The sequence below is a fragment of the Paenibacillus sp. NPDC058367 genome (assembly GCF_042723305.1).
Lineage (GTDB): Bacteria > Bacillota > Bacilli > Paenibacillales > Paenibacillaceae > Paenibacillus_AQ.
The window spans coordinates 332,104-346,133 of the sequence record NZ_JBHXIZ010000004.1; the positions used below are offsets into that span (position 1 = coordinate 332,104).

General features: G+C 43.4%; 11 protein-coding genes. 7 read left to right on the forward strand and 4 right to left on the reverse strand.

Annotation, left to right across the window (positions count from 1 at the left end):
* Positions 1–101: 101 nt before the first annotated feature.
* Positions 102–1,229 (reverse strand): stalk domain-containing protein, encoded by a 1,128-nt coding sequence (locus tag ACFWMP_RS22170; protein ID WP_052404452.1) that lies wholly within the window; start codon positions 1,227–1,229, stop codon positions 102–104.
* Positions 1,230–1,346: 117 nt separating this feature from the next.
* On the opposite strand from ACFWMP_RS22170, the gene ACFWMP_RS22175 reads away from it, so the two are divergent.
* On the forward strand, positions 1,347–1,964 hold the full coding sequence (locus ACFWMP_RS22175; protein ID WP_042192646.1) for a TVP38/TMEM64 family protein: 618 nt from the start codon (positions 1,347–1,349) through the stop codon (positions 1,962–1,964).
* A 44-nt stretch (positions 1,965–2,008) separates the two neighbouring features.
* On the forward strand, positions 2,009–2,923 hold the full coding sequence (locus ACFWMP_RS22180; protein ID WP_379424716.1) for an aldo/keto reductase: 915 nt from the start codon (positions 2,009–2,011) through the stop codon (positions 2,921–2,923).
* Between the two features lie 8 nt (positions 2,924–2,931).
* Here the strand turns inward: ACFWMP_RS22180 and ACFWMP_RS22185 are convergent, their stop codons facing one another.
* A complete protein-coding gene (locus ACFWMP_RS22185; protein WP_379424717.1) occupies positions 2,932–4,443 on the reverse strand; it encodes an aminotransferase class V-fold PLP-dependent enzyme in 1,512 nt (503 codons plus the stop codon).
* Between the two features lie 343 nt (positions 4,444–4,786).
* Here ACFWMP_RS22185 and ACFWMP_RS22190 point away from each other — a divergent pair, with 343 nt between their 5' ends.
* Positions 4,787–7,024, forward strand: coding sequence for a copper amine oxidase N-terminal domain-containing protein (locus ACFWMP_RS22190; protein WP_379424718.1), 2,238 nt, complete (start codon positions 4,787–4,789; stop codon positions 7,022–7,024).
* 77 nt (positions 7,025–7,101) lie between these two features.
* On the opposite strand, the gene ACFWMP_RS22195 is transcribed toward ACFWMP_RS22190, so the two are convergent.
* Positions 7,102–7,824, reverse strand: a complete 723-nt coding sequence (locus ACFWMP_RS22195) for a helix-turn-helix transcriptional regulator (protein ID WP_042192637.1) — start codon at positions 7,822–7,824, stop codon at positions 7,102–7,104.
* 188 nt (positions 7,825–8,012) lie between these two features.
* Between ACFWMP_RS22195 and ACFWMP_RS22200 the strand changes: the two genes are divergently transcribed.
* The 4 genes from ACFWMP_RS22200 (at position 8,013) to ACFWMP_RS22215 (ending at position 13,417) form a co-directional block, all read left to right on the forward strand.
* Positions 8,013–9,308: an ABC transporter substrate-binding protein gene (locus ACFWMP_RS22200; protein ID WP_076297952.1), complete on the forward strand. Its 1,296-nt coding sequence runs from the start codon at positions 8,013–8,015 to the stop codon at positions 9,306–9,308.
* An 83-nt stretch (positions 9,309–9,391) separates the two neighbouring features.
* Positions 9,392–10,270: a carbohydrate ABC transporter permease gene (locus ACFWMP_RS22205; protein ID WP_341126622.1), complete on the forward strand. Its 879-nt coding sequence runs from the start codon at positions 9,392–9,394 to the stop codon at positions 10,268–10,270.
* Entirely contained in the window at positions 10,270–11,118 is an 849-nt protein-coding gene (locus ACFWMP_RS22210; RefSeq protein ID WP_076284877.1) for a carbohydrate ABC transporter permease, read from the forward strand. Before ACFWMP_RS22205 ends, ACFWMP_RS22210 begins: the two co-directional genes overlap by 1 nt.
* Before the next feature lie 22 nt (positions 11,119–11,140).
* Positions 11,141–13,417: a glycoside hydrolase family 65 protein gene (locus tag ACFWMP_RS22215; RefSeq protein ID WP_379424719.1), complete on the forward strand. Its 2,277-nt coding sequence runs from the start codon at positions 11,141–11,143 to the stop codon at positions 13,415–13,417.
* Between the two features lie 87 nt (positions 13,418–13,504).
* Here ACFWMP_RS22215 and ACFWMP_RS22220 read toward each other — a convergent pair whose 3' ends face one another.
* The gene (locus ACFWMP_RS22220) at positions 13,505–13,981 is read right to left on the reverse strand and encodes a DsrE/DsrF/DrsH-like family protein (RefSeq protein WP_379424720.1); all 477 of its coding nucleotides are present in this window, start codon (positions 13,979–13,981) and stop codon (positions 13,505–13,507) included.
* Positions 13,982–14,030 lie beyond the last annotated feature (49 nt).

Sequence of the window (14,030 nt, forward strand, 5' to 3'; positions counted from 1 at the left end):
GGCTTGGTGCTCGGCTTTTTGTTGTGATGATGAAAATTTAAAGGCCACCCTGCAAAAGGATGGCCTTTTCTCTGAATTATTGAACTAACTAACAAGCTAGTTTAATTAGGCTCAATGAGGCCAACGGTTTGTAAATCCTCAATGTTAAGATACATAGTACCCTTATATTTCTTTACACGTATGTCGCTTAACGTGAATTGGCCTGTTTTTGCTTTTTTGTATTCATCTGTCACAATGATATCGTATCTTACGAGGCCCATCTCAGCATATTTACCTATGCTAAGGGTGTTGGAATCACTATTTCCAAGATTAATGATTTTTTCAATTTCGGAGAGCATAGATAAGGAAATCCAACCTTCGCTCATAAGCGGAGGCAAGGTTTCCTTGTTTCCGGCTGCGGTTACATAATTGGCGTCAAAATAATCAGGGTATCCTTTATAGCCGGGATCTTTGGATTGCTCTTGTGTTGGCGGTACTCCGACAATACGAATTTTGGGAGCGTTAGCTGTGAAATCTTTAATGGCATCGATCTCAGCTATTTCCTTTTGTAAATTCATGTCTTTTAATGCGTTGGGACCAAACAAGACAGTTCCATTGGCATTGAATAAGATCGGGATGCCGTCAATGGTGTAAGAGGCACCTTTAAAAGATGGGCTATTAATTTGAATCACATCTGCTGCTGCTGAATAATAAACGGCGTTCCCGGTTGCTTCACCAACGATACGAACCGGAATTAACGTAGTGCCATTCTGAGCAAACGGCGCCGCCTGCAGCATTTTTTTCTGGCCATTTACGTATGCTGTTTTGCTACCAATAGTAAAAGTTATCTTCAAATCACCTTTGGTGCCCGTAACTTGTTTCAGTTTTGCGTTATAGTCTATACTCATCTTAAGCTTCTCGAATAATTCTCGGAAAGGGACGAACGAAACTCCGTTTTTACTCACAGATCTTGAATTTAGTGGCACCCCATCCACAAAAATGTGGGATCCCTTCGAAGCTGCTGACGCTGGAGCAGGAATAAGACCTACAGAAAATATCAAAACGCATATCATTGCTAGAACCGACAATCTCTTCAACAAATAACGCCCCCATAAATTCATTTTATTTCCATCAACTCTCATCTTACTATTAATCGTTGTGCTGTCAAGATAAGTGTCTTGAACTCCCTTTGTAATGAAGTAACTTAATCTTATTTTGTCTATCGTAACGAAGAACTTACTCGCTGTCATTCATGTAGTTCTAGCTTGTTCTCTTTATATTGGAAGAGCTGTAGGAATGCTCGCAACTTCGTGTATAATTGAGACCAGGTGTTAAGAATTCCAATCGGATGAGGAGATCAGCTGGTTATGTACTTTCTTGATATTATGTCTTGGCTGACAGAGGATAATCTGCGGCATCTGCTTGAACAATATCGTTCGTTTGGGCCCTTTCCGGGCATTGCGTTAACGTTTTTGAAATCATTTATACCACCACTACCAACTATTGCGATCGTCGGATTAAACGGGGCTGTATATGGTTTATGGTTAGGTTTTTTGTATTCTTGGATCGGCTTGGTTGCGGGCTGTGTGACAACATTTTGGATTATTCGCAAAGTAGCTTCGCATCGGTATCTGCGAAAATGGGCAGAACGGCCAAAGGTAGCCAAAAGTATGACATGGGTGCGGCAAAGCGGATTCAGTTATGTATTTCTGCTTAGTATATTCCCGGTAGGCCCCTTCGTTGTAATTAATATGGCTGCTGGTCTTGCTGGTATGAGGTTTCGTTCATACCTCCTTGCGCTCACTGTGGGCAAAGCGATCATGGTATTCGCAGTTTCATATATTGGAAATGATCTGGAACGATTTATCCGCCAGCCGTGGGAGATCATCTATGTCTTGGTGTTTATTGGATTGTCACTATGGGGAGTTAAAGCCATCGAGGCGCGGTTCGCTAGAACAGTGGAAGATGGAAACAAGGCCGCTTAGTACTGTGAATGGACTATTTTAATAAAACAAAGGAGGAAATGATGATGAAATATCGTAAACTTGGCAGTACAGGGATGAATGTATCGGTGATCGGCTTGGGTACTTGGCAGTTCGGTGGAGAGTGGGGCAAGGATTTCACTCAAGCAGAAGTCGATTCCATGCTAGATAAGGCTGGAGAGCTCGGTATTAACCTGATTGATACGGCAGAATGTTATGGAGATCACTTGTCAGAGAAGTTCATCGGGGGTTATCTGGCTCGCCGGAAACGTGAGGACTGGATTGTAGCTACGAAATTCGGTCATCATTTTCAGGGACATTTGCAGCGGGAACAGTTATGGCGTGCTGAGGATGTGCTGAAGCAGCTGGATGATTCCCTGCGTGCACTTCAGACCGAGTACATCGACCTCTATCAATTCCATTCCGGAACGGATGAGCAATTCGATAATGACAAGTTGTGGAGCATGCTCGACAGACAGAAGCAGGCAGGGAAAATCCGTCATTTAGGCGTCTCGATAAGTGCATCAGTCTCGGGTGTACATCAGACCTCTGCAGCAGCGGATGTGCAAGCAGAGGCCATACAAGTAGTATATAATCGGCTGGATCGTCAACCTGAGGAAGAGATTCTTCGACTCTGCATCGAGCATAAATTAGGTGTGTTGGCGCGTGTTCCGTTAGCGAGTGGTTATTTAAGCGGCAAGTACAAGCCGGATGCGGTATTTGGTCAGGGTGATGTGCGTGCTAACCATAAAGAGGATGTAAGGCAAAAACAGCTGCGCGCTGTAGCTGAAATTGCAGCCAATGAAGTCCCTTCTGGACTCGATATGGCGCAGTGGGCTTTGGCGTGGTGCCTTCAGCATCCCGCAGTAACCAGTGTAATTCCAGGTTGTAAAAATGTAGAACAAGTTATCTCCAACGCTAGTGCTGCCGATCTGGACATGGTGAAGGACATTACACAATAAGCTGGGAACTAAACCGAAAAAAGCGCTTTGACCTTCGCCTCTGCGGGATCCTCATTGTAGATATGAGTCCAACTGTTTGTAGAAGCATCATAAAAATAGTCCTGTTTCCATAGTTGGAAATGGATCACGATAGTTCGTACAGCGGATACAATTCTCTCTACCTCCTGATTTGTCATAATGGGGTGTAGAGAGATGCGGATCCAACCCGGTCTAAGCGACTGGTCTCCTATAGTAATTGCCTCAGCGATCTGAGCAGATTGCGCCCACCCTAATTCAAGTAAGTAATGCCCATAAGGACCTGCACAAGAGCAACCACCCCGGGCTTGTATACCAAAGCGATCATTCAGTAGTTGAATTGCAAGATTATAATGAATATCACGTAGTGTAAAAGAGACAATGCCATGACGTTCTGTATGATGTCCAGCTAGCAGCGAGCATTCGGGTATGCTACGGAGTCCGTTCATTAATTGCTGGCATAGCTCGTGCTCTCTAATCACCATATATTGACCGTTTCCATTCATCTGTTCCTTCAGCTTCACACAAAGTGCCGTCCGAAAAGCTTGCAGAAACCCCGGTGTTCCCCCGTCTTCCCGCATCTCTATTTCGGTGGTGTAGCGGCGTCCTCCCCAAGGATTGACCCAAGCCACTGTACCTCCACCCGGTTCGTCAGGAATACGTCCATTACTTAGAGCCTCATCAAAAATTAGAACGCCATTCGTGCCCGGTCCACCCAGAAATTTATGCGGAGAAAAAAAGATTGCATCCAGCTTCTCCAGCGGTGAGACAGGATGCATATCGATAGGCTCATAGGGTGCGCTGGCGGCAAAATCTACAAAACATAGGCCTCCGTGACGGTGCATAATCGCGGCAAGCTTCTGGTAGGGAGTCTGAATTCCGGTCACATTGGAGCAAGCCGTAAATGAACCGATTTTCCAGCGGCGATGCTGATACAATTTCAACTGGGCTTCAAGCTGCTGAAGATCTATATTTCCGTTTTCTCCGGGAGGAACAGTCACAACATCACCAATCCCCTCCTGCCAGGGAAGGATATTGGAATGATGCTCCATATGGCTGGTGAAGATCACAGGACGTTCCTCCATCGAATGGGCGCTATAGTCCTGAATCCACTCAGGGAGTCTTAAGCCCATGATACGCTGCAGCTTGTTTACGGCTCCCGTTGTTCCATTTCCGCAGAAGAGCAGGATGTCCTGAGGGCCAGCATTTACATGCTTTTTAATAATTTGTCGCGCTTCATTATAAGCCAGTGTCATGGTTAAACCGGTCGTGTTGGAGTCTGTATGTGGATTACTAACATATGGACCGAAGGCTTCCTGCAGCTTCCGTTCAATCGGTTCATATAAGCGTCCGCTTGCGGTCCAATCGGCATACAGCAGGGGCTGTCTACCATAGGGTGTGGTGATCTGATGCCGAATTCCAATGGTGTGCTCACGAAAAATCTCGAAATGGTTTTGTAGTGAAGCGGGCGTCTCTGCAGAAGAGGCGTGGATGATGTTTAGCACGGATTTCCCTCCAGCCCGTACGCCGATAGTGGTAAGGTCATAGTTTATTTTCGGCGTGCCAGTAGTTTCTATGGCATTAGTATATGCTTGCTTGGAGAATTGGGTTAAAGCCTAGGTGGAGTTTATAGGAATAACAAATAAAGGAGATAGAGGTGAATGGTGTAATTAATATACAACATTGTTTTTTATTTACTTATAATGAAACTTTTTGAGATCTACTGCGTCAAATAATACGATTTGAAATAATGAATGTACCATGAAGTGAAAGCACTGTCTCGTTATATAAGAGGAAGGTAAGGTTAGGGGCCACTTATATTCACAAATGGAGCAGAGGAGTCAAATCATGCATTTAAAAAAACTATCATTAGTTGTACTATTGGCCGTATCTCAGACTGCTGCGGCAGTGCCCGTTTTTGCTGAAGCTGGAAATATTACCTCCAGTAACACCAGTGGAGTAAGAGTGGCTACTACATCTGTTGCGGAAGTAATTCCAGAAGCTACTGATCCATTGCCATTATTGACACGTCCGGTAGCAGAAGGGGCAACGCCAACACCAACGCCAACACCAACAGCGACAGTAACACCAATTACAGGGGTAACAACCGATTCTACTTTAACAACGTTACCATCCCCCACACCGAGTCAAAGTCTTACACTTATACCTGCGACCACCACACCGCCGATTACAACTGATATAGTTAATGCAGGGGCTAGCAATCAGCTTGTACTTATGATGAATAGTAACAAAATGTATCAGAATGGCATTGAATATTTGGCTAATCAGCCAATGGCAGTGAAGAATGGCGTTTCCTACGTTTCGATTAGAGCTATGGTTGAACGTGTAGGTGTGAAATACATTTACGATTATAAGACGAAAGAGACTATTGTTACTAAAGGCAGCGACGTTATGCGGTTCAAGACAGATAGTAAGATTTATTCCGTAAATGGTAAGAATGTGACAATGAAAGGTCCAGCATATCAATTCAAAGGAACCTTTATGATTCCATTGACGTCCATTACTGGGGCGCTGGGCATTCCGTATACCGTGGATAATGTGCAAAAACGAGTCATTCTTTCGCTAAATTTGAAGCCTAAAGCTTCTTTTACAGTACCGGCTATAATTTATGCTGGTGATCCAGTGAATTTCCTGACTTCTAGCTCTTCACCGATTGGTTCAGCCATAGTTGAAGAGAAGTGGGAAGGGAAGCAGGATATCTATGATACACCTGGGCAATATGTAGTATCCTACTCTGTTAGGGATGCTAATGGACAATGGAGTGATCCTTACTCAACGACGATCACGATTCTAAAACCGAATACACCGCCGGTTGCAAATTTTACGACCGATAAGAATTCCTACAAAATGGGTGAGATGATCACTTATACGGATATGAGCACCGACCCAGACGGAGATACACTTAAAACAACGACCTGGACGAATAAAGCGGAAGCTTTCTTCACGCCTGGTCCTGCAACAGTTTCTATTCAAGTAGAAGATTCACATGGCGCAATCAGCACTTTTGAAAAAGTCATTAATATTACGGGTGAAGTCTTGTACAGTAAAGAAGATTTCTATAGATTGTTCGCTTCTCCGGGTAGTGTATTTGATATTGACGGATCTAATGTTCCAAACTGGCAGAAGGTAGCTTATACGCTCACTTCTGAGCCTTATAATCTTATTCGCGCTAACAGTCCAGAAACCGTAAATATGGAAGGGATTACTTATCGTGAAACATCGTTCGGTGGAACCCGCTTTTTGATTCACCACAAGAATAATATGAATACTAAAATGAAGGTATATGTGATAGCTAAGAACAACAATCTATCCCCTACGACGATCACAACAGAATATTTAGGCGTTGGAGGCCCACATCCCTTTCCGGAAGCTACGGGTAAACTCTCAGTGCAACGTTATTGGGAATCCATGCAAACGAAAAAAGATTACAAGACAACGGTCCTGCAACCTGGTGAAAGCGTCTCTATCCTGTCTGATCTGAATAATATTGCAATAAAACCGAGCGAAATCGTTTCACTCCAAGCGGACTTATATAGTGATTATCCTATTGAATACAATGTTATGATGATTGATGCGAATAAAGATCCGTTAACCACACTTCCTACGCTTCCAATACTGGATCGTGATGGCGTGCATAACCGAGGGACTTATGCTGATTCTACACGTATCATGACTGTTACGGATGAAGTAGGAAAAACACCTGCGAGACTTCTCATCGGTGATAATTCAAGTGATTTGAATTTGATGGGCACCGACCCTATGTCAGGAACTGGTGCATCCAATGCAGGCAACTTCGGAGTACTATACAAAATCAAATTTGAACATGTTGCTCCAAATTCATTAATTACCTTTAACCCGCGTGGTGGTAATTATATGGGACCTGTTATGGTGAATGGTCAAATTGTTCAAATGCCAAGTACCGGCAGTATTACAAATGCAAACTTGAATAGTGTGGTTTATCGTACAGGTGATGAAGGGGGCTCTGTTGAGATATTGTTCACTGCAGCGTCTGGTAGTAATTTGCCGGTTAACTTCCTGATTACACCGCAACCACCGAAGAGATAGTTATGCAAAGTAATCATTAGGGGGACCAAAAGGCGAGATTCCATTCGGCTATGAATGAGAATTCGCCTTTTTGCTTTTCATTTCATGTGATCTTTTCGATACTCCCTTGCGGTCATGCCTAGATGCGTCTTGCAGTAGGTAGAGAAGTAGGCAGAGGAAGCAAAGCCGAAGATATCACTAATATCCTGAAGCGCCATATTTGTATGGATCAGGAAGTTCTTGATCGCATCCATTCTTTCTTTATGGATGAAGTTGAGGACAGTGCTCCCTGTTTCTTGTTTGAATAGCGTTGCGAGGTAATTCGGATGCAACTGCACGATTTCCGCAACTCGCTCTAGCGTAGGCTTCTCTTCAATGTGCTTTTTAATATAGGCGATCGTCTTATTAATGATGGGTCCATACGAATACGAACGATGGGTTGAGATGACACTAATAAAGCTATTTAGCATGAGGTATTCAATCTCAACGGTCTTCACGATCGAGTCGCTCTCATCAATTAAGTTGATGTAATGGTCACTGAGAATGAACGCGGACTCGGAATCGACTCCCGCCTCAATGATCGCACGTGTAAAAATGGTGCAGCTAGCGACTAGAGAATATTTCAACGACTGCAAAGGCTTCGGTGACAGGTTGGCTCGTTCCAGCAAGTTGATTTCATTCAATATTTTAACGGCACCTTCACGATCAATGCGTTGGATTGCATAGACGAGCTTCTTTTCGTGCTCATAGGAAGGGTGCATATAGTTCTGATAGCGATTCTTCGCCATATTGCGTTCGAGGACGGCAGTAATGTCTAGCATGGATAATCTCCTTTAGGCTACCTGTTTAAGGGAGGATTTTACAATATAATCCGTATTTATAAATCGAAACTAATGTTAAGAATTTATAATTAAGTGTTATATTATCGTGTAATATCAGTTTTGTAAAGGCTTTCAATTTTAGAAATACAAATAAAAATTATGAAATCTTCAGAAGAGGGGTATTGCAGATGAAGAAAAAAGTAGGGGCAGCATTATTATCTGTAGCTATGTTATCCACGTTAGTCGCTTGTGGAGCAAAAAGTGATGATGGGGCAAACAAGGCAAATAGCGCAGACACAACGTCTAAAGGAACTGGTAAAAAAGCGGTTATTACAATCATTCAGAATAAAGTAGAAATCCAAAGTGCACTAGAGGATGCAGTGAAAGAATTCAATAAAACTCAAGATAAATATGAAGTACAAGCATTAGGAGCAGCAGGTGACAACCTGATGACGGTGCTCCAGACACAATTCAGCTCCGCACCAGAAAAAGCACCAACCATTTTCACAACAGCATCTGGCTCAGAGTTTCAAAAATATCTTCCATATATGGCACCCTTGGATGATATGAAAGCGGCTAGCAAAATTGTTGAAGGACAAGATACAGCAGCGCGTAATGATGGTAAATTATATGGCTTGCCAGTTGCGCTTGAAGGCTTCGGACTTATCTACAATAAGGATATGTTCAAGGAAGCAGGCGTGAATGCGGATGATATTAAGACATGGGATGATCTTGTAGCAGCAAGCACGAAGCTAGAGCAAGTGAAGGGCGTGAAGAAGGCAATCGCGTATGCACAAGAGTCTTACTTCCGGTTCATGCATCCATTTAACTGGCCATTTGCATTAATGAAAGATACATCGGGTACGATTGCTAAGATTAATGCTGGCGAATTGAAGCTTCAAGATATTCCTGAATTGAAAGAGTACGTTGCTGATCTGGACAAGATCAAAGACCATACGAACTTGAGTAAAGATACGTATGATGAACAAGTTGCAGGCTTCGCGGCAGGACAATATGCGATGATTCACCAAGGAAACTGGGCACAAGGTCTCTTGAACGATTATGATGTGAAATTTGAATACGGTTTCTTGCCAGTACCGTTCGAAGGTAATCAAGGTATTGCGGTAGGTAACAGTAACTTCTTCCGCGTGAACAAGCATGCATCGGAAGATCAACAAGCGGGTGCGAAGGCGTTCTTGGATTGGTTGCTAACAGATCCAGCGGGTCAGCACTATGTAACGGATGAGTTTAACTTTATCCCTGTGTACTCCGGTTTTGATACTAGCAAAATGGATCCGTTATCCCAAGAAGTGAACCGTTATGCAAGTGAAGGCAAGACAGTGAAATGGGTATTCGATCAATTCCCAGCGGGAGCAGATCAAGAGTTTGCGAACCAAATGGAAAAATACTATGCAGGAAAATTAACGGGCGAGGGCTTGTTAGAAGCACTTCAGAATGTTTGGATGACTGCGGTTAAAAAATAATCGTATGGCTATGGAGGCTGCTTCTCGAATATTCGTTAAGCGGCCTCTTCCTGTTTTGTAGAAATGGATAAGAGGTGAAACCATTGAAGAAAAGTGTAAAGAGAAATTTAATAGCCGCAGCTTTTATTGTTCCATCATTATTCATCTTTATAAATGTAGTCATCATTCCATTCGTTATGGGGATTGTGTACTCTTTTACAGATTGGGATGGGTTTAAATTTGCAGGTTCTAACTTTGTAGGCTTCGGTAATTATGTACGGGTGTTTCAAGATTCAGATTTTCTTACATCCTTCGGCCTGACATTTAAATATGCCGTATGCATGATTATTCTCGTTAACGTTATCGGACTTTCACTCGCGATGCTGGTGACTTCCAAAATTAAGTCGCGTAATCTTTTACGCTCAATATACTTCCTGCCGAACTTGATCGGTGGTCTGATCCTAGGTTTCATCTGGAAGTTCGTATTCACGAAATTCTTCGTACAGGTTGGAGAAGTAATGGGGAATAGCTCGATCTTCTTCAATTGGTTGGATGATCCGACGGCTTCCTTCTGGGCGCTGGTCTTCGTAGGAACATGGCAAATGGCCGGCTACGTCATGATCATCTACATCGCAGCTATTCAAGGTGTTTCGGATGAGGTGCTGGAGGCAGCTGATATGGATGGCGCAGGCGGATGGATGCGATTCCGCAAAATTATGTTCCCACTCATTATGCCAGCCTTCACGATCAGCTTGTTCTTGACGCTGTCGAACGCATTCAAACAATATGATACCAATATCTCACTAACGAACGGTGGTCCTTACGGTACAACCGAGCTTGTTGCAATGAATATCTTTAAAACCGCGTTTAGTATGAATCAATATGCGCTCGCGCAATCCAAGGCGATTATTTTCTTCCTCGTCATCTTAGTTGTGACGGTTACGCAGGTCGTTATCTCGAAGAAAAGGGAGGTTGAACAATAATGAAACGTCGCAATAAATCAACTTCAATATTGCTTGAAGTTATAGCTTGGGTTAGTGGACTTCTTATGCTGTTGCCTATGTATATTATGTTTGTGAATTCGTTCAAAGGACGTGCCGAGATATTCACCGATACGTTCGGCCTGCCGAAATCCTTTTCCTTCGAGTACTATGCTGCGGCAATGGACAAAATGAACTTTTTGTCAGCATTTAAAAACTCGCTCTTAGTGAGTGTCATTAGTATTGGGCTTATTATTATCTTCTCAGCGATGACATCTTGGATGCTTGTTCGCATGAAGAATAAATTGTCCAATGGCATTCTCCTCTTATTCGTAGGTACGATGCTCATCCCGTTTCAATCAGTGATGATTCCGCTAATGCAATATTTAAACAAATGGGATATCCCATCACTTAATTTCTCTATGATTAATACACATTATGGCCTAATTTTCATGTATATCGGATTTGGGCTAAGTATGTCGGTCTTCCTTTATCATGGTTTTATTAAAGGGGTACCGATTGCTCTTGAAGAAGCGGCGATGATAGAGGGCTGTAATACGTGGCAGACATTCTGGAAGGTTGTATTCCCAATGCTTACGCCAATTACGATGACTGTAGGAATCTTGAATCTATTGTGGATTTGGAATGACTATTTACTTCCATCCTTGACCTTAACAAGCCCAGCGCTTCGTACCATTCCATTGTCAACCTTCTTCTTCTTCGGAGAATTTACAATTCAGTGGAACCTTGCAATGGCAGGACTTGTCGTATCGATTATTCCGGTTATTATCTTTTATCTGTTCGCACAGAAATACATTATTAAAGGCGTTATGGCAGGTGCTGTGAAATAAAATTGGATGAGGGGGCCTTCATATGAAGTCGGGCTGGATTATTGAGAATCATAGAGATATGCAAGACCTCGGCGTTAGTGAGAGTATTTTTAATGTGGCTAATGGTTATGTAGGTGTTCGAGGTAATTTTGAAGAAGGTTATGAAGGTGACGAGCCAACGGTTCGTGGAACATATATAAATGCATTTTATGATATTACACCGATGCTATATGGGGAGAGCGCGTATGGCTTTCCCGATACACAACAGAAACTTGTGAATGTGATGGATGTACAGGATGTGACCATTCATATCGGGGAGGAGAAGTTCAGTCTTTTCACAGGAACGGTCGTATCTGGGCGGCGTTATCTCGATATGCGCGAAGGTAAGTACGTACGGCTCGTGCACTGGATTTCACCACAAGGTAAAGAGGTCGAAATTTCATTCACACGCATGGCGTCATTGACAACACTCGAATTGTTCACGATAGATATTGAGGTAACTCGTATCAATTGTCAGGATGAAGTGACGATTACCTCTGGCGTGAATGGCGATGTGAGTAACTATACGAATGCGAAGGACCCTCGTGTTGCATCGGGTCATGCCAAGCTATTGGATATGAAGAATATCGAGGTGTTCGACGAGACCTCCTTACAAATCGTGCTTGAGACAAATGCATCGAAGCTACAAGTGGCGGCAACAACAGTTCATCAGACAACGCCTGCGGTGAACGGTGAACTGATCAAGGGTGAGAAAAGTGTAATGGTGCGGTATGCGTTCCCAGCCGGTAAGGATATTGTTCAATTCACAAAATTCAACGTATTTACAGATACACGTCGACACGAAGATCCAGCTGCTCACGGACGTGAGTTGATGGCTTTGGTATTAACGCAAGGGATTCAAGCGGCTTACATGGCACAAGAAGTATATTTACAACATTTTTGGGAAATTGCAAATATCGAGATCCAAGGTGATGAGGTACTTGAGCAAGGTCTTCGATATAACGTATATCAGTTGCTGCAATCTGTGGGCAAAGATAAATACAGTAACATCGCAGCCAAAGGCTTAAGCGGTGAGGGCTACGAGGGACATTATTTCTGGGATACCGAAATCTATATACTGCCGTTCTTCATCCTCTGTCAGCCAGAGCTGGCGAAGCAGTTGCTTCGTTACCGTTATACGATTCTAGGTGAAGCGAAGAAGCGTGCGTTAGAGCTAGGCCACAACAAGGGGGCCGCTTACGCATGGCGTACCATTACAGGGGAAGAGTGCTCGGGGTACTTCCCAGCTGGTACGGCACAGTATCATATTAATGGTGATATTGCTTATACGTATATTCAATATTATCTCGCGACAGGCGATAAAGATTTCATTGCGGAATTCGGTGCGGAAGTCGTATTTGAAACTGCAAGAACTTGGATGGAGCTAGGTCATTATCATGAAGGTCTATTCAAGATTGATGATGTAACAGGTCCGGATGAGTATACGGCCATCGTAAACAATAACTATTACACGAATGTACTTGCAAAATATAATCTAGAGTGGGCTGCATCGTGGTATAAGCAGCTTGCAGAAACTCATCCTGCGGCATGGGAAGCTTTGTGTAGTCGCATTGGCTTAACAGCAGATGAGATTGCAGCATTTGAAGAAGCGGCTGCGAAGATGTATCTGCCTTTCGATGAGAAGTTGAACATTCATGCACAAGATGATTCTTTCTTAGCGAAGAAAGTGTGGGATTTCGAGAACACACCGGAAGAAAAACACCCACTGCTGCTTCACTATCACCCGCTACACATCTATCGTCATCAGGTGTTGAAGCAGGCCGATACGGTGCTGGCGCATTTCTTGCTCGAGGATGGTATTTCAACCGATGTCTTGCGGAACTCCTACGATTATTACGAGAAGCTGACAACTCATGATTCGTCCTTATCCTGCGCGATCTATAGCATCATGGCTTCGAAGTTAGGTTACTCGGACAAGGCGTACGATTATTTCATTGAAACGGCACGAATGGATTTGGATAACACTCATGGCAACACGAAAGACGGATTGCATATGGCGAACATGGGTGGTACATGGATGTCGATCGTCTATGGCTTCTCGGGTGTAAGGATCAAGGATGATCATTTGGCATTGAACCCGACATTGCCGAAGCAATGGAAGGGATACACCTTCACGATGCGTTACCGTCAAGCGACGATTACCGTGGAAGTGAACCATATGAAGACGCAATTAATCGTGGATGCACAAGAGCTGATTCATATCAAAGTAATGGAGAAGAGCTTCAAGATTCCAATGGGCAAGACAATCATCACGGTATAATTTATATCCTTTCAATTGAAATCCGAAGCGGCATGAGAAATTCCCCATGTCGCTTTATGTTTTCTTATATTAAATTAATTTCAACCGCTAAATGAACAGCTGAACATCACTCTCCAAAGCATCTTTTAAATACGCCGCAGCATCGATAATCTCGACCTCTGGCAGCAGTTCTTCTGTTTTAAAGCCCATGATCTCGACAGAGAGCTTGCAGGCATAGAACTTGATGTTTTTTTTACGAGCTCCTTTAAGAAAATGAATCAGCTTCGGCGCGCCTTGCTTCTCCATCATCTCCTCTAGCATCATCCGGCCCAGCCCGCTGAAATTCAAATGGGAGAGTGGCAGCTGCCCAGGGCCCTTTGGCGTAATGACATCCATCAGCTTCTCATAAATACTTTTATCCTCTAGCGTCATCTTCTCCGGATCACGCACCAGAAACAAACCCCAGAAAGAGAAAAACATCGTAACCTCTACATCAATATCTCTCGCGGCATTCGCTAGGATCAATCCCGCCATGGCTTTGTCGTATTCTCCGCTGAACATCAGAAGATTTATTTTTTTACTCACCTGCATAGTCCTCCCATTACTTATATTGAATTATAAGAATGTATAAGTT